The 20775-nt window shown below is 71.7% G+C and carries 20 protein-coding genes and 1 pseudogene; 8 read left to right on the top strand and 13 right to left on the bottom strand.

Annotated elements, in window-relative coordinates:
- Nucleotides 1–101: 101 nt before the first annotated feature.
- Nucleotides 102–197, top strand: a pseudogene (locus AC5L38_RS34995) (phosphotyrosine protein phosphatase); the annotation flags it as partial.
- 55 nt (nt 198–252) lie between these two features.
- Here the strand turns inward: AC5L38_RS34995 and AC5L38_RS34990 are convergent.
- From AC5L38_RS34990 to AC5L38_RS34960, 7 genes are all read right to left on the bottom strand, one after another.
- Nucleotides 253–1467 (bottom strand): M28 family metallopeptidase, encoded by a 1215-nt coding sequence (locus AC5L38_RS34990; protein ID WP_495247088.1) that lies wholly within the window; start codon nt 1465–1467, stop codon nt 253–255.
- Between the two features lie 71 nt (nt 1468–1538).
- Nucleotides 1539–1781 carry a hypothetical protein gene (locus AC5L38_RS34985; RefSeq protein WP_495247087.1) on the bottom strand — a complete coding sequence of 81 codons (243 nt, stop codon included), beginning with the start codon at nt 1779–1781 and terminating at the stop codon, nt 1539–1541.
- Nucleotides 1782–2135: 354 nt separating this feature from the next.
- Nucleotides 2136–2483: a metalloregulator ArsR/SmtB family transcription factor gene (locus AC5L38_RS34980; RefSeq protein WP_355631328.1), complete on the bottom strand. Its 348-nt coding sequence runs from the start codon at nt 2481–2483 to the stop codon at nt 2136–2138.
- Between the two features lie 33 nt (nt 2484–2516).
- Nucleotides 2517–3773 carry an MFS transporter gene (locus AC5L38_RS34975; RefSeq protein WP_495247086.1) on the bottom strand — a complete coding sequence of 419 codons (1257 nt, stop codon included), beginning with the start codon at nt 3771–3773 and terminating at the stop codon, nt 2517–2519.
- Nucleotides 3770–4045: a hypothetical protein gene (locus tag AC5L38_RS34970; RefSeq protein ID WP_495247085.1), complete on the bottom strand. Its 276-nt coding sequence runs from the start codon at nt 4043–4045 to the stop codon at nt 3770–3772. Before AC5L38_RS34970 ends, AC5L38_RS34975 begins: the two co-directional genes overlap by 4 nt.
- A 48-nt stretch (nt 4046–4093) precedes the next feature.
- The gene (locus tag AC5L38_RS34965) at nt 4094–5536 is read right to left on the bottom strand and encodes an FAD-dependent oxidoreductase (RefSeq protein ID WP_495247084.1); all 1443 of its coding nucleotides are present in this window, start codon (nt 5534–5536) and stop codon (nt 4094–4096) included.
- Between the two features lie 204 nt (nt 5537–5740).
- Nucleotides 5741–5941 carry an ArsR/SmtB family transcription factor gene (locus AC5L38_RS34960; protein WP_495247083.1) on the bottom strand — a complete coding sequence of 67 codons (201 nt, stop codon included), beginning with the start codon at nt 5939–5941 and terminating at the stop codon, nt 5741–5743.
- On the opposite strand from AC5L38_RS34960, the gene AC5L38_RS34955 reads away from it, so the two are divergent.
- The 3 genes from AC5L38_RS34955 (at nt 5919) to AC5L38_RS34945 (ending at nt 9078) form a co-directional block, all read left to right on the top strand.
- Nucleotides 5919–6200: a hypothetical protein gene (locus AC5L38_RS34955; protein ID WP_495247082.1), complete on the top strand. Its 282-nt coding sequence runs from the start codon at nt 5919–5921 to the stop codon at nt 6198–6200. The genes AC5L38_RS34960 and AC5L38_RS34955 overlap by 23 nt on opposite strands.
- Before the next feature lie 232 nt (nt 6201–6432).
- Entirely contained in the window at nt 6433–6858 is a 426-nt protein-coding gene (locus AC5L38_RS34950; protein ID WP_495247081.1) for a hypothetical protein, read from the top strand.
- An 801-nt stretch (nt 6859–7659) separates the two neighbouring features.
- The gene (locus AC5L38_RS34945; protein WP_495247080.1) at nt 7660–9078 is read left to right on the top strand and encodes an RICIN domain-containing protein; all 1419 of its coding nucleotides are present in this window, start codon (nt 7660–7662) and stop codon (nt 9076–9078) included.
- An 83-nt stretch (nt 9079–9161) separates the two neighbouring features.
- Here the strand turns inward: AC5L38_RS34945 and AC5L38_RS34940 are convergent, their stop codons facing one another.
- Both AC5L38_RS34940 and AC5L38_RS34935 read right to left on the bottom strand, forming a co-directional pair.
- Nucleotides 9162–10241 (bottom strand): hypothetical protein, encoded by a 1080-nt coding sequence (locus AC5L38_RS34940; RefSeq protein ID WP_495247079.1) that lies wholly within the window; start codon nt 10239–10241, stop codon nt 9162–9164.
- Between the two features lie 848 nt (nt 10242–11089).
- Complete coding sequence (locus AC5L38_RS34935; RefSeq protein ID WP_495247078.1) at nt 11090–11551, bottom strand: VOC family protein; 462 nt, start codon at nt 11549–11551, stop codon at nt 11090–11092.
- Nucleotides 11552–11770: 219 nt separating this feature from the next.
- Here AC5L38_RS34935 and AC5L38_RS34930 point away from each other — a divergent pair, with 219 nt between their 5' ends.
- Entirely contained in the window at nt 11771–12766 is a 996-nt protein-coding gene (locus tag AC5L38_RS34930; RefSeq protein ID WP_495247077.1) for a helix-turn-helix transcriptional regulator, read from the top strand.
- A 114-nt stretch (nt 12767–12880) separates the two neighbouring features.
- A complete protein-coding gene (locus AC5L38_RS34925) occupies nt 12881–13681 on the top strand; it encodes a DUF6461 domain-containing protein (RefSeq protein WP_495247076.1) in 801 nt (266 codons plus the stop codon).
- Between the two features lie 74 nt (nt 13682–13755).
- Here AC5L38_RS34925 and AC5L38_RS34920 read toward each other — a convergent pair whose 3' ends face one another.
- The 3 genes from AC5L38_RS34920 to AC5L38_RS34910 form a co-directional block, all read right to left on the bottom strand.
- Nucleotides 13756–14700 carry an acyltransferase domain-containing protein gene (locus AC5L38_RS34920; protein ID WP_495247075.1) on the bottom strand — a complete coding sequence of 315 codons (945 nt, stop codon included), beginning with the start codon at nt 14698–14700 and terminating at the stop codon, nt 13756–13758.
- 10 nt (nt 14701–14710) lie between these two features.
- Nucleotides 14711–15565 carry a type I methionyl aminopeptidase gene (gene map, locus AC5L38_RS34915; RefSeq protein ID WP_495247074.1) on the bottom strand — a complete coding sequence of 285 codons (855 nt, stop codon included), beginning with the start codon at nt 15563–15565 and terminating at the stop codon, nt 14711–14713.
- Nucleotides 15566–15988: 423 nt separating this feature from the next.
- Nucleotides 15989–16975, bottom strand: coding sequence for a helix-turn-helix transcriptional regulator (locus AC5L38_RS34910; protein ID WP_495247073.1), 987 nt, complete (start codon nt 16973–16975; stop codon nt 15989–15991).
- A 62-nt stretch (nt 16976–17037) separates the two neighbouring features.
- Between AC5L38_RS34910 and AC5L38_RS34905 the strand changes: the two genes are divergently transcribed.
- Together AC5L38_RS34905 and AC5L38_RS34900 are read left to right on the top strand one after the other, a co-directional pair.
- Entirely contained in the window at nt 17038–18168 is a 1131-nt protein-coding gene (locus tag AC5L38_RS34905) for an epoxide hydrolase family protein (RefSeq protein ID WP_495247072.1), read from the top strand.
- Between the two features lie 75 nt (nt 18169–18243).
- Nucleotides 18244–19377, top strand: coding sequence for a winged helix DNA-binding domain-containing protein (locus AC5L38_RS34900; RefSeq protein ID WP_495247071.1), 1134 nt, complete (start codon nt 18244–18246; stop codon nt 19375–19377).
- A 483-nt stretch (nt 19378–19860) separates the two neighbouring features.
- Here AC5L38_RS34900 and AC5L38_RS34895 read toward each other — a convergent pair whose 3' ends face one another.
- Nucleotides 19861–20730, bottom strand: coding sequence for a nucleotidyltransferase domain-containing protein (locus AC5L38_RS34895; protein ID WP_495247070.1), 870 nt, complete (start codon nt 20728–20730; stop codon nt 19861–19863).
- Nucleotides 20731–20775 lie beyond the last annotated feature (45 nt).

The following is a 20775-nucleotide window of genomic DNA, read 5'->3' as shown; positions in this document are numbered from 1 at the left end:
CGTCATCCTGTTCGCCCTGCAGGGCGAGACGATCACCTCCCAGCCCGGGGACGTGGCACGGATCGCGCTGCCGCTGCCGGCCTACTTCGCCCTCATGTGACGACCCGGCCGGCCAGGGCATCGAGGCCGTCCGGCCGATCCGCGACGAGATCCGCGCCCGCATCGAGAAACTGATCGCCGAGCTCGACGCCAGGTAAGCACCGCCCGCCGCCCCCACTCCGGCCAGGCGGGGTGGCCGGGCCGGTGCCTGCCTCAGGCCTGCGGCGATCCGGCCAGCAGCCACACGGTGGCCACCAGCAATCGCGCGGCGGCCAGCAGCGTGTCCGGCTCGACGCGCTCGGGGGTTTCGGCGGGGGTCTGGTAGCCGGGCATGCCCATCCCGATGCCGATCGCGGCCAGCCCGGTCGCGGCGTAGCGGCGGTTGTCCGAGGCCATCGCCCCGGCCCGCAACGCCACCCCGGTGCGGCGCCCGGCCTGGTCCAGGGTGGCCAGCAACCCATGAGCCGGGCCGCCCGCCTCGACCGCGGCCGCCTGGTGCAGCTGCGCGGCTCCGTCCAGGTTGATGACCTGGGTGCCCGGCGCCACAACGGGGGCGTGGTGGGCCGAACCCCACGCGCCGGTCTCCTCGGCGTCCAGGAAGGACACCGACAGATCCACCGGCGCTCTCAACGAAGCGCGCAGGACGCGGGCGGCCTCCAGCACCGCCGCGACCCCGGAGGCGTTGTCGGCCGCGGCGGGCAGGCGGCGATCCGGGTCGTCGCCCACCCCGTCGAAGTGCGCGCTCAGCAGCACCCGCGGGCCACCTTCCGGGCCCCGCGCCGTCGCCTCCTCCGCGGCGTCCCACCCGATCGGCAGGTGGCCGTGGACGTTAACCCCTTGGACGCCGACCGACCGCAGCGGCATCGACGCCGTCACGGTCACCTGCCCCGCGCTGAGGGCGTCGGCCAGGTGCCGGTGCAGGTCGGGGCGCAGCCCGATGACCGCCACCGCGCGCCGGGTGGGTCCGGCGATCATCTTGGGCATCCACCCCTCGGCGTCGGTGCCCCGGGCCATCAGCACGCCGAGCGCGCCGCCGGCTTCGGCGCGCCCGCAGGCCTGGGTCCAGTCCTCGGCTGAGGCCAGGACCCAGCGGCCGCCCAGATCGGCCGTCTCCGCCCCTGCCAGTGGCGCCGAGCGTGGCTCGGGCACCTCGGCCGAGGCCAGATGCTCGACGAAATCACGGCGATGCTCCAACTGCCGGACCGTCGCATCGGTGCTCCAGCCCAGTACCGGCGTGCGATACAGCTCCCGCACCTCGGCGACGTCGAACGCATCGAGCCGCACCTGGGCGCCCAGCCCGCCCAGCTGCTCGGCGAGCCAGGAGGCGGCGGCCCGGCCACCGGGGGTGCCCACCCGCCGGCCCGCATAGCCGTCAGCGGCCAGCTCGCGGACGGTGGCCAGCATCCTGTCGGCCGAAAGCCGCTCCAAGGCCTTTGTCAGACCCCGCTCCCGGACGGTCGGATCCGGCTGAACCGGGGTGGGCGCCGATGACCGGGAGATCATCCGCAGCACCCGGTGGCGGCGCTGCCGGTGGCCTGCGGGCTCGCCGGTGCCTGGCCGCAGCACCCGGCCTCGGCCGCCTGGCTCGCCGCCGCGGGGCTGCCGCAGCAGGAGGTCGCCGCTGTTTGGGCCGCCGTGGTTGTCTCGGGTGCGGCGGGGCCGCCACAGCATCCTCCCGCCGCGGGCGGGGCGAACGCCTCGTCGAGGTTTCCGATGAATCCGCCGCTGACGCTGTCGGCCATCGCAGGCTCCCTTCGGCGCGGGGCCAGACGTGGCCACCCCACCCCATGAATTAGATGAATGTCTAAGTAGATCTACCATTCCACACTGTTTAGATAAGCGTCAAGTTAGATGGAAATCTAATCATTGTGGCGGCTGCGACATCGCCGCCCCTACTGGAGGGGTGGCTGACAAAGAGTGTCGCCCCGCCGGCAGTGAACACCGTTCCGCTGGCCGATGAGGACTAAAGCACCGGCTGCCCCATCACCTCGGCCACCGTGGTGCGCGCCGTGCGGCGAACCGCCGGCCCCGCCTGCCCGCCGCCGATCACCGCGACATCGACCGGCCGCGACGAGGGGGCAGCGCCCTCGGGCCGGTCACACGCTCGTGGACTCGGCCAGCGGGGTGAACAGCGCACCCAGCCGCGCCACGGCGGCCGGGACGATCCAGTAGTAGACCCAGGTGCCGCGGCGCTCGGAATCGATCAGCCCGGCCATCCGCAGCACTTTGAGGTGGTGGGAGATGGTGGGGCCGCTCAGGTCGAAGGCGGGGGTCAGGTCGCACACGCACGCCTCGCCGCCCGCGTGCGAGCCGATCATCGACAGCAGGCGCAGCCGGACCGGGTCGGCGACGGCTTTGAGCATCACCGCCAGGTCGGCCGCGTCATCCTCCGACAGTGGCTCGCGGGCGATCGGCGCGCAGCACTGGGCGGTGGTGGCGGTCATACGGCAACTCCCCTGCTTCGACATTCGTCTAAATCATACGCGGTGGTAGGCGACCAGCGCGAACGCGGCGACGGCGCAGGCCACCGCCACGGCCGCCATCACCCACGTGTAGCCGGCCGCTTGGGCCAGCGCGACCGCCCCCAGCGGGGCCAGCGCTTTGTCGGCGACGGAGAAGGCGGCGACGCGGCCCGACAGTGAGGCGTAGGCGCTGCTGCCGTAACGCCGCAGGAGCAGGTGCGGCAGGGTGATGGAGGCGATGCCGAAGCCGAGCCCGAACCCCACCACGCAGCCGACAGCGCCCGGCACCGTGCGCCCGGCCAGCGGAAGGAGCGCGGCGGAGACGCCCTGCAGGGCGAAGATCGCGGCGGCGATGAGAGCGGCGGGCAGGCGGCGTTGCAGGCCGCTGGTGAGCAGGCGGCCGGTCACCGACAACACCCCCAACAGCCCGGCCAGCGTGGCGGCCAGAACAGGTGAGTGCCCCAGGTGGATGAGGTAGGTAATGAGCAGGACGGACATCACCGCCGCCGCGCCGCCGTTGGCGGTGAAGGCGACCACCAGCAGCCAGAACGGCCGCGCCCGGGTGGCGGCCTTGACGATCCGGGCCCGCTCGTGGGTCGTGGCCGCCTGGCGAGCGGCGCGGGCGGGGCGGCGCACGACGAGCGCGTGCAGCGGGATCGCCGCCGCGCCGTAGATCACGGCCAGGACCACCAGGGCGGTGCGCCAGCCGTAGGCGTCGACCAGCAGGCCGGTCAGCGGCAGGAAGATGGTGGAGGCGAACCCGGCGACGACGGTGAGCGCGAGCAGGGCATTGGCCCGGCCGTTGCCGGCACCGTCGAACCAGCTGACGATGACGGCGAAGGCGCTTTCGTACAGCACCATCGCCGAGGCGATGCCGATCGCGGCGAAGACCGCATACAACTGGGCCAAGTTCTCTACCCGCGACCAGGCCAGGACGGCGAGGGTGCCGATGACCGACCCGGCGGTCATCAGGCCCCGGCCGCCGCGGGCGTCCAGCAGGCGGCCGACCAGCGGGGCGCACAACGCGGCGATCAGGATCGAGCCGGTCAGCGCGGCCGCGATCTGGGCGGCGTCGGCGTGCAGGTCGGCGGCCATGGGAGTGAGGAAGACCGAGAAGGCGTAGTAGAGCACGCCGTAGCCGATGGTCTGGGTGACGGCCAGGGCGGCGACGATCCGCCGGCCGCGCCCCGAACGCGGCCGGCCGCCGCCCCCGGGAGCGGGGGCGGCGGCCTCAGTGGCGGGTTCAGCGGCGGGTTCAGCGGCGGAGCTCACCCGCGCGTCCCGGCGCAGCCGATCAGCCGGCGTCCATCCGCCGTGGTCATCCAGCGGCCAGGTGATGGGTCTTCGGCGATGAACCCCTGGACGTGCAGCCGCCAGGCCAAGGGTCCGGCCGTCCGGGCGATCGCCGGGGCGAGGTTGGGGTTGCCGCTCGGACCGCGGGCGGCGACCAGGCGCTCACCCAGCCGGTGGGTGTCGATCGGCCCGTGCTCGCAGATCAGGCGCAGGACTTCCCTCTGGGCGGCGGTGGGGTATCCCTCAGACATCTGAGGCTCCTTGTCGGTGCGGCTTCGGCGCTGGTCGACGGCCGGTGGTCAGCCGCAGCAGCCGCCACCGTCGACATCGCCGCCGCCGACGGTGACCAGCGGGAGCGGGGTGGCCAGCAGGCCGCCGCTGATCCCGGTGGCCAGGCCGACCCTACGCTCTTGCGCCTCGGCCAGTCCCGAGGAGCACACGCCGGTCTCCGGCAGGTCCAGCTGCACGTCGCGGGCGGCCTCCCAGTCGCCGGCCAGCGCGGCGACGACGGAACGGACCTGCTCGTAGCCGGTGGCCATCAGGAACGTCGGGGCGCGGCCGTAGCTCTTGACGCCGACCGCGTAGTAGCCGGACTCCGGGTGGGCCAGCTCGTCGACGCCGTGCGCGGGCACGGTGCCACACGAGTGCTGGTTGGGGTCGATCAGCGGGGCCAGGGCGCGGGTGGAGCCGAGGATCGCGTCCAGGTCCAGGCGCAGCTCGGCGGCGATGGAGTGGTCGGGGCGGTATCCGGTGGCGGCCACGATACGGTCGACGGTGACCGACTGCTCGGCGCCGGAGGGGTCGCGGCTGGTCACCGTCACCTGGCCGTCGTTCTCGGTGATCGAATGGGTGTGGAAGCCGGTGACCAGGGTGATGCGGCCCGAATCGACGTGCGCCCGCAGCCGGGTGCCCAGCGCCCCGCGCGCCGGAAGGGCGTCGGCCTCACCGCCGCCGTAGGTGCGGTCGGCGTTGGTGGCGCGAATCGCCCAGGTGATGGGGGTGTCCTCCAGCTCGGCCAGGGCCAGCAGCGTGGTGGCCGCCGAGTGGCCCGCCCCGACGACCAGGGTGTGCTTGCCCTGGTAGGTGTCGCGGGCCTCGCCCAGCACGTCGGGCAGCGCGTGGTCGATACGCGCGGCCGCCTCGTGCTCGCCACAGGCGGGCAGGCCGCTCGCGCCCAGCACGCTGGGGGTGGTGTAGGTGCCGGAGGCGTCGATGACGGCCTTGGCCCGCAGCTCCTCGCCATCGGACAGCCGTAGCAGGAAGGGGACGTCGTCCCGGCCGGTGCTGCGGACCCGGTCGAAACCCAGGCGGCTGATCGCGGTCACCTTCGCGCCGAGGCGGACCTTGTCGCCGAACAGCTTCGCCAGCGGAGCGAGGTAGTCGGCGATCAGCTCGGCGCCGGTGGGCAGCCAGTCCGAATCCGGGGCGCTCCAGCCGTCGGCCTCCAGCAGCCGGCGGGCGGCGCCGTCGATGTTGTAGCGCCACGGGCTGAAGACGCGCACGTGAGCCCACTGCGCGACCGACGCGCCGACCTGCTGCCCCGCCTCCAGCACAACGAAGTCCAGGCCGCGCGCCGCCAGGTGCGCGGCGGCGGCCAGGCCGACCGGGCCGGCGCCGATGACCACGACCGGCAGGGCGCCGGGTGCGCCGGGCGCGGCGTGCGCGGCGTGCGCCACGACGTGCTCGATCTCCACAGCGGCGGTGGTGGAAGTGGTGGTGGTGCCGCAGCATCCGTCACTCATGAGGGCCTCTCCTGCCATTCGTACGACATGTGATCGCTGGATTTCAGCGGTGGAGCAGGGCGGGGGAGCACAACCGGCGAAACCGGACGCGCACCACACACCCCCTGTTTAGAAAAGCATCTAAGTAGTAAAGAGAGTGCCTCGCTGATTAGAGAATTGTCAAATCAGCAGATCGGGTGGCGCGGGTCGACCGGCGAGGGAGGTTCACCCGCAGGTGGTGCCCGGGGTGCGGATGTCGGGCGGGCAGCAGGCCTGCAGGCTGGTCTGCAGATCGCTCAGTGCCTGGCCGATCCGGGCGGGGTCGGCCCGGTAGTAGACCGTCTTCCACTCCCGCCGGGCGCGCAGCACCCCGCCGTCGCGCAACGTCGCCAGATGGGTGGAGGTGGCCGACTGTGCGAGCGCCATTCGTCCGGCGACCTCGCCCACTGTCAGCTCCTGGGGGCACCACTACGACAGCCTCACCCTGTTCTCACCCGCCCGCTACAGCTCCTTGCCCGGCCTTCCTTTCGGCGGCGACGGTGATCGCTACCCGCACCGCGACGAGGTCGTGGACTATCTGGCCCGCCACGCCCGCGATCTCGGCCGCGGGGGCGCCGAGATCCACACCGGCGCCCGCGTCACCGCCGTCGAAGCGGGCCTATCGGTTTCCGGCGGGCGACCGTAACCGCCGGACGTGGGGGAGGCGACGGCCATCTCCGGACCCCCTGGCATGCGGTTTTCACCTAATTTCAGCCGAAGGAAATAAGACCGATTCATCGGTGCAGCTCAACGTGGCCTGTTTGACCCGGGTCCACGGGAATCCTCGCCCGGCCTTGTCCGGCCACGGCGACCTCATCAGAATCAGTTCAGCCTTCAACTAGTTGGTCGGAGGCTCACTTGCACGGATGAGGAGAGGCATGAAGCGCACCATCTTCGTTCTCATCGGCGTCATCGGCGCCATGCTCACCGGCATCAATCCCGCGTCCGCGGCCACCTCCGCGGTCGACTGTTCCACCGGCGGGTACACGCGGGCGTACAACAGCTATATCCCCTCCAACATGGAGCGAGGGGCCATCGACGGGCGCAGCTACAACATCGGAGGCTCGCTCGCGTACGACTACGAGATCTGCCTCGACATCCCGGACACCTCGACGTTCACGATCGAAGTGCGGATCTGGAACAACGGCACACAGACCGCCTTCGTGGACGACAGGCCCGGTGACAAGGTCTTCCGCTTCTCGCTCGCCCCGAACAGCTTCTGGCAGGTCTACGGCACGATGACCGGGCCCGGCAGCACCTACCTCTACTACACCTGGCACGAGAAGCGGGTCCAGTCGCAGTAGGTCCGGCCGCTCCGCCTTGGCGACATCGCCTCCCGGACGACGCACCTCTTCTTTGCCGGGAGGCGGATCGGGCCGGCGTGGACGGTGTGGCGGCCCCGGCCGTTGCCGTGGGCGCCCTGCTGCGCGCGCGGCAGGGCGCCCATCTTGAGGGCGCCCGGGATGACGTTCTTCGACCGGTCCGTGACCGCGACATCACACCGGTGCGTGCGTTCACATGAGTGCGGTCGGCACCCGTCGTCATCGACCGCGCCAGACCTTCCGGCCCGTGGCCGGAAGGCCGGCGCGACAGCCCGCGCGACAGCCCGCGCGACAGCCCGCGCGACAGCCCGCGCGACAGCCCGCGCGACAGCCCGCGCCACCGGCCGCCGAGCCCCGAGGAGGGTTGAACAGGCGATACGACCGTCCGCGGCCGGAGGTCGGCGTTACACGCCATCGCCGCCGCCCCAGAATGTCGACAGCGCGGAGACAGGTTTCTTGTAGCGAGATGTTGACATCCCGCCTTTGAACCCTAAACACTTTGCGGAAACGTGACAGAAACACGAATGTGACCCGATCGTCGGCCCTTCATCGGAAACCGATCGCCCCATTGCCAAGCTCACAAGGACGAGGCCCATGCATAAATGTTAGCGCTAACAGCCATTCACATCTCCGTCGACGCGCCGGCCGAGGGTTTGCCCCAGGAATTCGAATCTAGTGATTGGACATTTCATGGCACTGATCATGGCGTCTGATGGTCACCCATCAGGACCGTCGAGAAGCACCCGGTCGTTACGCCGGTCACTGGTCGCCATTGTGGTGACCGTGCTCACCACAGTGGCGAGCCTCGTCGTCTCCGTGCCGTCGGCCAATGCCGACACCAGGCAGTTCCGAGGCATGAACTGGGCGGTGCTGGGTGACAACTTCAGCACTGGCACGCTCGTCGTACAGGGCCTGAGTCAGTCCGACAGCAACGCGACGGTGCGGGCCAAGGCCAACTCGCTCTACGACAGCATGGAATACCTCATGGGGGTCAACACCGTCAGGTTGCCCATCAACACTCACACCGTGGCGAACACGAACTGGTGGAACGCCTACCGCGGCGCCATCGACGCCGCCACCGAACGCGGATTCAAGGTCATCCTGGCCTACTGGGAGGACGGCGCCGCCTCCGGCGGCAGGATCACGAACCTCGCCGCCTGGAACACGATGTGGTCCAGCGTGACCAACACGTACGGCTCGAACAGCAACGTCTACTTCGAGCCGATGAACGAGCCGCACGGCTACTCGTCGGCGGAATGGCGCAACGTCGCGGCGAACTGGCTCGGCTATCACACCTCGGCGGTGCCCGGCCGGGTGCTCATCGGCGGCACCGGCTTCAGCCAGGACCTGCGGGACATCTGCAACGACAGCCGCTTCAACTCGACACTGCTGTCCTTCCACTACTACGCCTTCTTCTACGGCGCGATGACCTACGACGCCTTCCGAAGCCACATCCAGACGCGTCTGGGCAACTGCGCCTCACGCGCGGTCGCGACCGAGTACGGCGCGCCGATGTCCACCGGCCTCAACTACGGCGACCCGAACAGCACCGACAACTTCGTGCGCTACCTCCGCGCCGTGGCCCAGGTCATGCGGGACAACCAGATGGGCGGCACCTACTGGCCCGCCATCGGCGGCAAGACGGGCACCATCGGCTACGACTGGTACTCGATGTTCTCCCTGGGTGGCAGCGGCACCGCCCTCAACCTGACCACCCGCAACGGCTACGGCGCCAACCGGGTCCGGTATGGCTGGGGCGACGCCGTCAACGACTCCCCCCCTCCGCAGGCGTACAGGATCAACGTGCGCCACAGCGGCAAGGCCATGGACGTCCAGCAGCCGAACACCGCCAACGGTGCGCGCGTCGGCCAGTACACCTACGGCGGTAACGCGTGGCAGCAGTGGCACTTCCTGGACATCGGCGATGGCTACTGGCGCATCGTCAGCCGCCACAGCGGAAAGTGTCTCGATGTGGTGAGCGCCTCGACCGCCGACGGCGCCGAGATCGTCCAGTACACCTGTGGCATCGGCACCAACCAGCAGTTCCAGATGGTCGCCAACGGCGGCTACTTCCAGCTCCGGGCACGACACAGCGGCAAATGCGTGGACGTACCGTCCGCGTCGACCGCGGACGGCGTGATCCTCAAGCAGTATCCGTGCAACACCGGCACCAACCAGCAGTGGTCGCGCACGGCCGTCTGACGGTCGTCTCGACGTGACCGCGCCCCCGGTGCCGATCTCGTGCCGTGTGCTCGGTGCCGGGGGGGCGGATCACCGCGGCCGGCTCAGCGGCCGTGGGCCCAGATCAGACCGATGCCGCCGGAGGACGCCGCGCCGACCGCCCAGGTGGAACGGCTCCCCGGCCGGGTGGCGAGGTCACGGACGAACGCCTTCCGGTTCGGCGGAGCCGGGAAGGCGCCCGGTTCGACACCGTCGGCGCCGATGTGCAGAAACCCGCTGCCTCCGCCCTTCGCGTCGTAGACGACCCAGGCCCCGCCCCTGCCGTCGGGCTCGGCCTGGGCGCGCGGCTGGATGCCCGGTTCGCCGCGGACCTCGAAGTCGAAGCCGCCCAGGTAGCCCGACAGCAGCAGGGTCTCACCGCAGAAGGAGCGCTTCGCGCCGCCGCACGGCCAGGCGACCCAGCCGACGGCCATCACCCGGCCGGTCTCGCCGTCGACCGCGACATCCGTCAGCTCCGAGATCTGGCCCGGGCGTGCGGACGGAATCGCGGGAAGCGCGACCGCGCGCCAGGCCGCGCCGTTCCAGCGGGCCAGGGCCGCCCTGCCCCGCGCCGAGCCCGCCGCCCACTTGCCGTCGAGTCCTCTGACCACGATCGGTGTGTCGACCTTGCGCCACACCGCCCCGGTCAGGCGCCGCAGTGTGGACCGCGCCTTCCACCGGGTGCCACCGGCGGCGGAGAACGTGTTCGAGTTCTCGATGACCCACAGGTTCTCGCCGATGGAGTACGCCCGATCCACCCGGCCATGGCGCCATGGCTTGACCTGCCAGCGCCTGCCGTCCCACCGGGCGTACCGCGACGCGCCGAACGCCCAGACCCTGGTGTCGGACGCCGACGTCAGCCGCTTCACCCGGAAGCCCGGCCCGGTGACCCGCTTGAAGGTGGACCGGCCGCCCTTGAGCAGGATCGGCTCGGTGCGACCCGATCCGCGATCCGGGCGTCTCGTCCCGGCGACCCAGACCGCCCCACCCGGCGTCACCGTCACCGCGTCGTAGGAGTCGCCGCGGTGGTCGTGGACGACGCTCCACGGACCGGCCGGTGCCACGGCGTGGGCGGCGGCCGGTCCGGCGGCCGGCCCGGCGGCGACGAAGAAGGCGATGGCTGCGGCGGTGCCGCGAAACAACATTCCCACAAGAGTGAGACGCGCCCTTCGGAGGAAAGGTTCGCACGCGGCGGGGGCGGGGGGGATCCGGACCTGTCGCCCGTCCGTCTCCGCCGGGCGTGAGGGTGATGGGGCGAAGTCCCGCTCTTCGGGCCGGCCGCGCGCTCACACGCACCGCGGGATCGGAGGTGCGGGCACCACCGACCGCGGTGCCGGGCGAGAACTTCCCGAGGTCACCGGACTCGACGGGCACGGACCGAGAAACCGCTGAGACCGGAACCGCTGCGACCGGAACCGCTGCGACCGGAACCGCTGCGACCGGGACCGGGTGCGTCCGCACCGGCACGGCCCGTGCCCGGCGTGTTCCTGCCACCCCCCGACAGCTGCGGAGACATGAAATATCAAGCTCAAACCCGGCACGAGGTCTCTGCCGTCACCCCTTTCGGCAGGGGCTCCCTGCCCGATGGGCGATACGGGTCTCATGAGGTCACGCCCATATCGCCGACGATAGGAAGGTGCCGAATGTCCGACCTGGGATGTCAGACGACGCCGGGACACCTGTACGGCCCGGTCAGCAGCCGCAAAAACATGGGCTGCGGGCGCGGAAACCGTGGATCGTGCCGATTCCCGGTGCCACCCGTACCTCGCACCTGGGCCGGTGGCGCCGACACCGCCGGCGCGACCGCCGCCGTCGTGCCGTGTCGGCCGCCGGTTTCGGCCTCCTCGCGGGCACCGGCCGGATCTTCTGACCGATCATGCGCCGCCGCCGTGCCCACGACCGTGATCACCCCGGTCGTGGACAGGCACGTCAGGCGGCCCGGTCGCCGGCGCGGCGGCGCAGGCCAGCCTGCTCGCGTGCGGTGCGTTGGCGGTCAGCCGGCGTGCGGGGCGGCGACGTCGAGGATCCAGGTGACACCGAAGCGGTCGGTCAGCATCCCGAAGCCCGGGGCCCACCGCGACGGGCCGTACTTCTCGATGAGGTCGGCGCCGTCGGCGAGCCTGTCCCACAGCGCGCCGACCTCCTCGGGGGTTTCGCCGCGGACGGACACGAAGAACCGCTCTCCGGTCAGCGTCATGCCGTGCTCGCGAGTGGTGGCGGCGGGCGCGGCGGCGGCCGGCGCCCCGCCGGGCACGTCGTAGGCCATGACGCTGAAGCCGTTGTCGGCCGTGACCTGGCCGAAGACGATCTTGTCGGCGTCGGGCAGTTCCTTCGGCATACCGAAGTCTCCGTAGGAGACGGCGGTGAGGTGGCCGCCGAACACGGTCTGGTAGAACTCCAGCGCCGCGCGGGCGTCGCCGCGGAAGTTCAGGTGGGTGGTGGTGGAGATGGCCATGCTGGTGACTCCTGTCGGTTTTCCGGGCGCGGTACGCCCGATATGAGGTGGTAGGTCTCGTTTGAGGGAGCCGGGGGAGAGGGTGCCGGACGGCCGAATCGGTGCCGACCTCGTCGGTGTCGAAGGGGACCGTCCGGGTGCGGTGGCTCACCGGCTCGAGACAGAGACTCGCAGGGGTAGGTGACAGGATGTGGCACCTACTACGGGCAGAATCAGGTCATGCCGAAAACCTCCGCCCGGCTGCTGGCCCTGCTGTCGCTGCTGCAGACCCGCCGGGACTGGTCCGGCACGGTGCTGGCCGATCGCCTGGACGTCAGCCTGCGCACCGTGCGCCGCGACGTCGACCGGCTCCGCGAGCTCGGCTACCCCATCGCCGCCGTCAAAGGTCCCGACGGCGGCTACCGGCTCGGTGCCGGCACCGAGCTACCCCCGCTGCTGTTCGACGACGAACAGGCCATCGCCCTCACCGTCGCCCTGCAGGTCGCGGCCACCACCCCCGGCAACGGCCTCGCCGAACCCGCCGAACGGGCACTGAACACCGTCCGGCGGGTCATGCCCTCCCGGCTCCGGCGTCGCGTCGACGCGCTGCGCGTCACCGCCGTCGAACGACCCGCCACCCGGCCGGCCACCCCGGTCGGCGGCGACGTGCTCCTGGCCCTCAGCGCCGCCGTCCACGCCCGCGAGATCCTGCGCTTCGACTACGGCGGCGAGGCCACGGGCGAACCCCCGCGCCGCGTCGAACCCCACCACGTCATCACCTGGGACGGACGCTGGTACCTCGTCGCCTGGGACCTCGACCGCGACGACTGGCGCACCTTCCGCGCCGACCGGATCACCCCGCGCACCCCCAACGGGCCCCGGTTCGCCCCGCGCGTACTGCCCGGGGGAGACGCCGCCACCTTCGTCACCGGCACGTTCCGCGGCTCCGGCGACGCCCTGGGCGACTGGCCCTGCCGGGGCACGGTGGTCCTCGACCTGCCCGCCGCCACCGTGGCCCTCTACACCCGCGACGGACTCGTCGAGGAGGCCGGCCCCCACTGCTGCCGGCTCACCCTCGGATCCTGGTCCTGGCCGAGCCTCGCCGCCGCCATCGCCCGCTACGACGCCGACATCGAGGTCGTCGGCCCCGGCGAACTCACCGACGCCTTCGAACACCTCGCCCGCCGGTTCACCAGGACCGCGGCCGGCCACGGCATCAGCTCACCGCCGTCCTGAGCCGGTTCTCCGCTCCGCTCACGTCCCCGAGGGGGACCCCGCTCGGGTTGGCGTCACCAGGGGTGAGGCCTGGAAGGGCAGACAGGACATCCGGCCTGCCGGTAGTTTTCGATCATGTCCGATGCCGACTTCACCCCCCTTCGCGTCACCCACCGGACGTACGGGCGTGACACCTCCCTCCGCATCCGCGCATGGGCGAAGGCGCAGGGCCACTCCGTCAGCCACCGCGGCCGGGTCGCCCGGGAGATCATCGACGCCTTCTTCGCCGCCCATCCCGAGGTCTACGAGCAGGCGGACACGTTCGAGATGGTCCACGCCACCGCGAGGACCCCCGGCGCGTCCCCGGAGGACTACGAGTGGCAGAACGAGGAGGGCGGCCGGCTCGGGGTCATCTACACGATCGTCTTCGTTCGCGGGCTCGACGAGCACGAGGTGCTGCGCCGGCTCGGCGCCGCGGACGAGGACATCCGGCTGATCGAAGACGGGGACCACTCCTGTCCGGAAGGACCCGAGGTCATCACCGTGAGGCGAATCGGGGACTGGACCGTCGCGATCGAGGACTGCGGCTGGCGCGGCGCGGACCGGGAGGTCTTGGGTGCCCTGTCGCGCGACGGGGGAGAGGCCGTGGCGGTGCACCGGCATGACTACGCCCAGCACCACGTCGCCTACGCCGTCGACGGCCGGCTCGTCACGGACATCAACCCGAGGCTTCCCGTCGACAGGCAGGGCGCGGAGCCCGACCGGCTCAACCGTCACCTCCGTGAGCTGGGCATCGATCCGGCCGCCGACGACAGCGTCGACAACCCCCTCCCGGCGGCCCTGGCACTCGCCACCCGGATCACCGGCGTCATGATCAGTCCGCGACACCTCCAACGCCCCGTTCTCGGCGCCGCCGTACCCGGTGCCTGTCTCTGACCCGCCGCGGCGTCGGGACGGGCCGGGAGCGGTGGCGATGCGGTGGCGCTGTGATGTCCCACCTTGCCGGGGGGCTAGATCGGGAAGTGGCCGCGGCGGATTCGCCAGTGGCGGCCGGCCTTCAGGTGGTCGACGATCGCGCGCTGGAGGGCGGTGCGGCGCGGCAGCCGGTCGAGCGGCGTGCTCAGGGTGCGGAACACGAACCGCAGCACCTCGACGTCGGCGTCCAGCCCTTCCGGCTCCTGGTAGGGCTCCAGCTCGAACCTCCGCTGGAACCGGACGATGTTGGAGTCGCCGGGCAGGTACTCCAGCAGCTGCGGGTCGAGCAGCCACGAGCCGCAGGCGAACGACGTGTAGCGCTCGTCGGGGAAGTGGCGCGGGAAGAACGCGCGGGCCTCGTCGAGCGACGCCGCGACCGCCTCCGGGGTCATCGGCCCCGCCTCGGGGATGTGCAGGTCGATGGCGGTGCCGCCGCGGTGGTACTGCAGCCGGCCCAGCTCGTGGACGGCGCCGCGCGTGTGCAGCGTCAGCCAGCTCTGCATGACCGGCCAGCCCTCGCGGCGCATCCGCCGGTCGATCGCGAGGTTGCGGCCCAGGTCCGAGAGGGTCACCCACGACACGGCATCGGCGATGCCGTGGTCGCGGTGATATCTCATGACGACGTCGACCAGGGCCAGGTACGCGTACACGTAGAGATGCCGCCAGGCGGGGCCCCGCTCGCGCGGCAGCTCCGGGCCGGGCGAGAGCCAGGTGTGGCCCCCGAGATCGGCGCGGACCAGGGCGATCGAGCGGTCGAGCAGCCAGCGCAGCTCCGGGGTCCACAGCGGAGAGCCGGGGTCGGGCCAGCCCGCCATGATCTCGGCGGCGTCGTCCGGCCGCACCGCGAGCCGGTCGAGGATCGCGGGCGCGTCGGCCCTGGCGGGCAGCGGAGCCGACGGCCGGTCACCGGCGAGCCGGTGCACGCGGTCGACGTCCTCGACGGGCACCCCGAGCCGGGCGGCGGTGTCGGCCAGATCCACGCGGACGATCCTAGCGGCCGGTGGGGTCGTCCCTCCAGCCGCCGGTTCGTGCCCGTTCCTGTCCCACCACGGCGCCGCCCCTCGTCGCGGGGCTCTCGGATTCACGCCGGGTGAGCACCAGGGGGGCGTCCTCGGTGATGGCGACCGTGTGCTCGGAGTGGGCCGTGCGTGAGCCGTCGGCCGACCGGATCGTCCAGCCGTCGGCGTCGTAGACGATCCGGTCGGTCGTGCGGGCGAACCACGGTTCGAGCGCGAGCGCCAGACCCGGCCGGAGCACGAGGCCGCGCCCCGCCCGGCCCTTGTTCGCGACGTGGGGCCCCTCGTGCATGGTGCGGCCGATGCCGTGGCCACCGAACTCGGTGTTGACCGGATAGCCGTAGTCGGCGGCCACCGCCCCGATGGCCGCCGAGATGTCACCCAGGCGATTGCCCGGACGCGCCACCTCGATCGCCGCCTCCAGCGCTTCCTCGGTGGCACGGATGATCCGCAGGTCCTCCTCGGCGGCGGTGCCGACGACGACCGTGCGCGCCGAGTCGGCCACCCAGCCGTCGACGCTGACCGCGATGTCCGCGCTGAGCACGTCGCCGTCACGCAGCGTGTAGTCGTGGGGCAGGCCGTGCAGGACGGCGTCGTTCACCGACAGGCAGATGACGTTGCGGAACGGGCCGCGTCCGAAGGAGGGCGCGTAGTCCCAGTAGCACGACTCGGCCCCGGACTGTTTGATCATGCCGCGCACGTAGTGTTCCAGGTCCAGGAGGTTGACGCCCACGTCGGCGAGCCGGCCGACCTCGGAGAGCACCTCGGCGACGAAACGCCCGGTCACGTGCATGCGTTGGATCTCCGCAGGCGTCTTCAGCTCAATCACGAAATTACCTCGCGCTACAGGGTGTCGGTATAGTTATACCAGTCACTCTAACACTCACCGGTATAGTAATACCAACCCCATCTCCGGGCGCGCGGCCCCCCACCGCTCACACCTGGGCGGATCGAGGCGCACGGGCGTCTCCCGAATTATCTGGGGTGGTTGAGCGAACTGGCTGGTCGGCGGCTTGTGCTCCTGTCGGTCACGTCAGGCACGTAGCGACTCCCCGAACCGCGTTTCCAATGCGTCGTGGGTGCGTTGAAGGGCTTGGTGGAGGCGGTCCTCCTGGCGGGGACCGCGACCAACTGTGTGATCAAGATGGGGCCGCTCTTGCCTGCTCCGGCGACCAGCCGCCCCGTCAGCTTGTGGCCGGTTTCCCGATGGCTTTCGGAGCCGGCGGTGTTGTGGTCATGCGGCGACGGGCGCTCACCCGGTCGGATCATCGGGTGCGGACGAGGTGGTCGCGCGGAGGTATCGGTGGGCGAGTCGGTGCAGGTGCGTGAGGAGTTCCGGCGGCCCGGTGACGTCGAAGTCCGCATCGAGCAGGCCCAGATAGACACCGAGGGTCTCGATCGTGTCGGCGCCGGTGTGCAGGACGCAGGTGTGTTCGTCGAGGCGTTCGACCGTACCGGCCGCCGGACCGATCCGATCGGCGATCACCTCGGCCGGCGCGTGCACGGTGACCTTCGCCCGGTAGCGCCAGGCGGCGGCGGACACCCGGCGGGAGACGTAGGCGGCGACGTCGTCGTCGGGTAGGTCTCGTGGGGTGAAACGGGGGCCGGTCGGGGTGCGGGGCCGGATCCGGTCGACGCGGAAGGTGCGCCAGTCGCTCCGCTCGACGTCCCAGGCCAGCAGGTACCAGCGGCGGCCCCAGATGACGAGCCGGTATGGCTCGACCGTGCGCACGGCGGCCGCGCCGGCGTGGTCACGGTAGTCGAAGCGAAGCCGTTCCCGGTCGCGGCAGAGCGCGCTCAGCGTGGTCAGGACCGACGCATCCACGCCGGGGCCGGCGTCGCCGCGGGGCACCGGCACCGTGTAGGCCTGCAGGGTGTTGACCCGGCGCCGCAACCGCGACGGCAGCACCTGCTCCAGCTTCGCCAGCGCCCGCAACGACGCCTCCTCGATCCCCGCGATGGCGCCACCGGTCGCGGTCCGCAGGCCGACGGTGACGGCGACCGCCTCCTCGTCGTCGAGCAGCAACGGCGGCAGCACGGCACCGGCACCGAGCCGGTAGCCGCCGGCGGAACCACGGGTGGCCAGCACCGGGTAGCCGAGGTTACGCAGGCGCTGCACGTCGGCCCGTACGGTCCGCCCGCTCACCGCGAGGCGCTCGGCGAGTTCGGCACCGGTCCACTCGCGTGGGGTCTGCAGGTGGGAGAGCAGGCGCAGGAGGCGGGCCGAGGTGTCCAACATTCCTTCAGCATGCCGGACCATTAGGAGCGGAACCGTCCTAATGGTCCGGCAGGGTCGGTGCCATGACCGAGATCGACACGGCTGAGATCCGTGATTTCCGTATCGACATCCCGCAAGCCGACCTGGACGACCTGGCCGAACGCCTGGCCCGGGTCCGCTGGAGCGACGAGCTGCCCGAGGCCGGCAACGACTACGGCGTGCCGCTGCAGTACGTGCGGGGCCTGGCGCAGCGGTGGCGCGACGGCTACGACTGGCGCGCATGGGAGGCGAAAATCAACTCCCACCCCCAGTACACCACCACCATCAACGGGCAGAACGTGCACTTCCTGCACGTCCGCTCACCCGAGCCGGACGCCACCCCGCTGCTGCTCACGCATGGCTGGCCGACCACCGTCGTGGAGTACCTCGATGTCGTCGGCCCGCTGAGCGATCCCCGAGCGCACGGCGGCGATGCGGCCGACGCCTTCCACCTGGTGATCCCGTCCATCCCCGGGTTCGGCTTCTCCGGTCCCACCACCGAGCGGGGCTGGGACCGGTACCGGATCGCCAGAGCGTGGGCCGAGCTGATGCGCCGCCTCGGCTACGAGCGCTACGGCGCGCACGGCAACGACTGCGGCTCACACATCTCGCCCGAGGTGGGCCGTCACGACCCCGAGCACGTCATGGGCGTGCACGTCACCCAGATCTTCTCCTTCCCCTCCGGCGACCCGGCCGAGCTGGCCGGGCTGTCGGAGGAGGACCAGAAGAAGGTCCGGTTCCTGCAGTGGTGGACGGACAACGGCGGCGCCTACGACAAGCTGCAGTCCACCGCACCGCAGACCCTGGCCCACGCGCTGGCCGACTCGCCGGTGGGACAACTGGGCTGGAACGCGCAATTGCTCGGCCCGAACCTCGACGCGGACTACGTGCTGACCAACACCATGATCTACTGGCTCACCAACACCGCCGCCTCGGCCGCACGCCTGTACTACGAGGACTCCCACGCCACCGGCAGACCGGCCGAACCCACTACCGTGCCGCTCGGGCTGGCGAACTTCGCCTGGGACTTCCAGTCGATCCGACCGTTCGCCGAACGCGACCACAAGAACATCGTGTCCTGGAACGTCTACGACACCGGCAGCCACTTCGCCGCACATGACGCGCCCGGCCTGCTGGTCGACGACATCCGCGGCTTCTTCCGCCGGCTGCGCTGAACCGTGCCGAGCGGGTGCGCGCGGCGGGCATCTCGCCGCGCGCACCCCCGGCTTCGAACTCTCGGGAGTACCGCCATGCAGACCCTGACCCGCCGCGCCCTCAACCGCGCCACCCTCGACCGGCAGCTGCTCCTGCGCCGCGCCGACCTCACCCCGCTGCAGGCCGTCGAACACCTGGTGGGCCTACAGGCGCAGACCCCGCACACCTGGTACGTGGGACTGTGGAGCCGGCTCACCGCGTGCCGGCCCGAGGAGGTGGCGGCGCTGCTCACCCAGCGCCGGGCCGTGCGGATCGCCCTCATGCGCTCGACGATCCACCTCGTCAGCACGGCCGACGCGCTCGCGCTGCGCCCACTCGTGCAGCCGGTGCTGGACCGCGATCTGTTCGCCAACCACACCCACGGCCGGGCGATGCACGAGCTGGACACCGGCCAGGTGGTGACCGCGGGCCGGGAACTGCTCGACGAGCGGCCCCGCACCCCGGGCGAGCTCGGCCGGCTGCTGGCCCAGCGGTGGCCGGACCGCGCCCCGGCGAGCCTCGCCTACGCGGTGCGCAACCTCCTGCCGGTCGTGCAGACCCCGCCCCGCGGGGTGTGGGGCGTCGGCGGCCGGACCGTCCACGCGCCCCTCGAGTTGTGGGCGGGCGCGCCGCTGCGCACCGACCACACGATCGACCAGATGGTCCTGCGCTACCTGGCCGCGTTCGGCCCGGCGACCGTACGCGACGTGCAGACCTGGTGCGGCCTGACCCGGCTGGCGGAGGTGCTCGACCGGCTCCGGCCCCGCCTGGCCACGTTCCGCGACGAGAACGGCGCGGAACTGTTCGACCTGCCCGACGCGCCCCGGCCCGATCCGCAGGCCTGTGCGCCCGCCCGGTTCTTGTACGACTTCGACAACCTGCTGCTGTCACACCACAACCGCTCCAGGGTGATCACCGACGGCCTTCGCCGGCAGAACTTCGAACCGCACGGCCCCGTCCCGCGCCTGGTGCTCCTCGACGGCTTCACCGCGGCGACCTGGACATTCACCATCGCACACGGCAGGGCGACACTGACCGTGCACCCGTTCGCACCGCTGTCCGCGCTCGACCGCGACGCGTTGACCGTCGAGGGCGGCGGCCTGCTGGACTTCCTCGCTGCCAAAGCGTCACACGAGATCCGCTTCACCGCCCCAGGTCACCGAGACCATGGCGATCCCAGCAGCCGGTAGTACCGAGGCAGTGCGCCTGATATGGCCAACATGCCTGAGGACCCCCGAATACCGTGAAGGAAAGTACGCGCTTACGCTCCTTGCCTTACATGACTGACTACAGATAGTCACTCGAGACAACGGCGCCCCGCCGCGCCACACGACCTGACGGAAGTCGCGATGTGGATGCCGCGACACCCGGACGCGGCTCCGGCGGCGCCACGGCCGACGACCGGCCGGCGACCGGCCGGGCGGTGGTCCCGGAGGGATGACCGGCGGTCACGCCGCCCTCGACGACGGCACCGCGTTCACGATTCCCGGCCGGACCCGGGTGGCCGGTCTCGCGGGCAGGGCGGGAAAACCGCCGGGATCAGCGGCTGCTCACGGCCAAGCCGCCCGTGGAACGCCCCGCCGGGCCGGCCCTCGTCCTGGACCGGTCGGGCCGGTACGTGCCGGTCGGCGTGGACGACGAAACCGGCGGGCCGGGCCGTGCCGGTGCGGGAATCAGCCGAACCGGCTCCACCGGACCCGGGGGGTGTCAGGCGACACGGCCGCCCGTACCTCGTCCGTCAGGACGGCCGCGTCGGCCACGACCTGCTCGATCCGCCGCGCCGACTCGCCGACGTGGCCGAGCAGCCTCCGCGCCCGTGCGGCGAAGTCCCGGGGGGCGCGGGGCAGCCGGCCCGCGGAGGCCACCATGCCCTTCTCGTTGACCAGCCACCGGCCCGCGTGGCCGTGCAGGGCCTGGCAGGCGACGCCGACGGCGCGGAACAGGCAGCCGGCCGCGTAGGCGGGGTCGTCGCCGGCCGCCCCGTACCGTGCCAGTGCCACGGAGAAGTCCGCCTCCCACAGGCCGCCCACGAGCGCGGCGCCCAGCGCCTCGGGGTAGGCGGAGGTACGTTCCCGCAGGTCGGCGAGCTCCCCGGTGGGGTCGGACAGCACCCGGCACAGCGCCACCTCGCCGGCGTAGGCGTGGGAGTAGAAGCCCAGCGGATGCCCGGCCTGGACCCCGACCTCGTAGCGGCCCTCCCGGCAGTCGGCCCAGATCCGGTGGACCCGGTCCAGGTCGCGGTAGATCCAGTCGACCTGCCGGCCGCCGACGGTCAGCCAGCCGCCGCCGTCGACCCAGGGGCCCCAGCCGCCCGGCGCGGTCAGCTCGGTCTGCTCCCCGGTCTCCTGTACGGCCAGTGCCCGCAGCGCCGCCACGTCCAGGTCGCCCCGGTAGTACAGCCCCAGGTCGATGTCCGAGTCCGGGCGGTGCGTGCCACGGGCCCGGCTGCCGCCGAGAGCGACCGCGACCACCCCGGGGATCCCTGTCAGCCGCCGCGCGAGCGTCTCCAGCGCCATGTCGTCCATGGGGACGTATTCGATCACAGACCGGCGGAGCCCCTCCACCGATGGCGGTGAAGGGGCCCGCAG

This window comes from Streptosporangium nanhuense, from assembly GCF_059358815.1.
The sequence above is the reverse complement of the archived record's forward strand: the minus strand, read 5'-3'. Positions and strand labels throughout refer to the sequence as shown.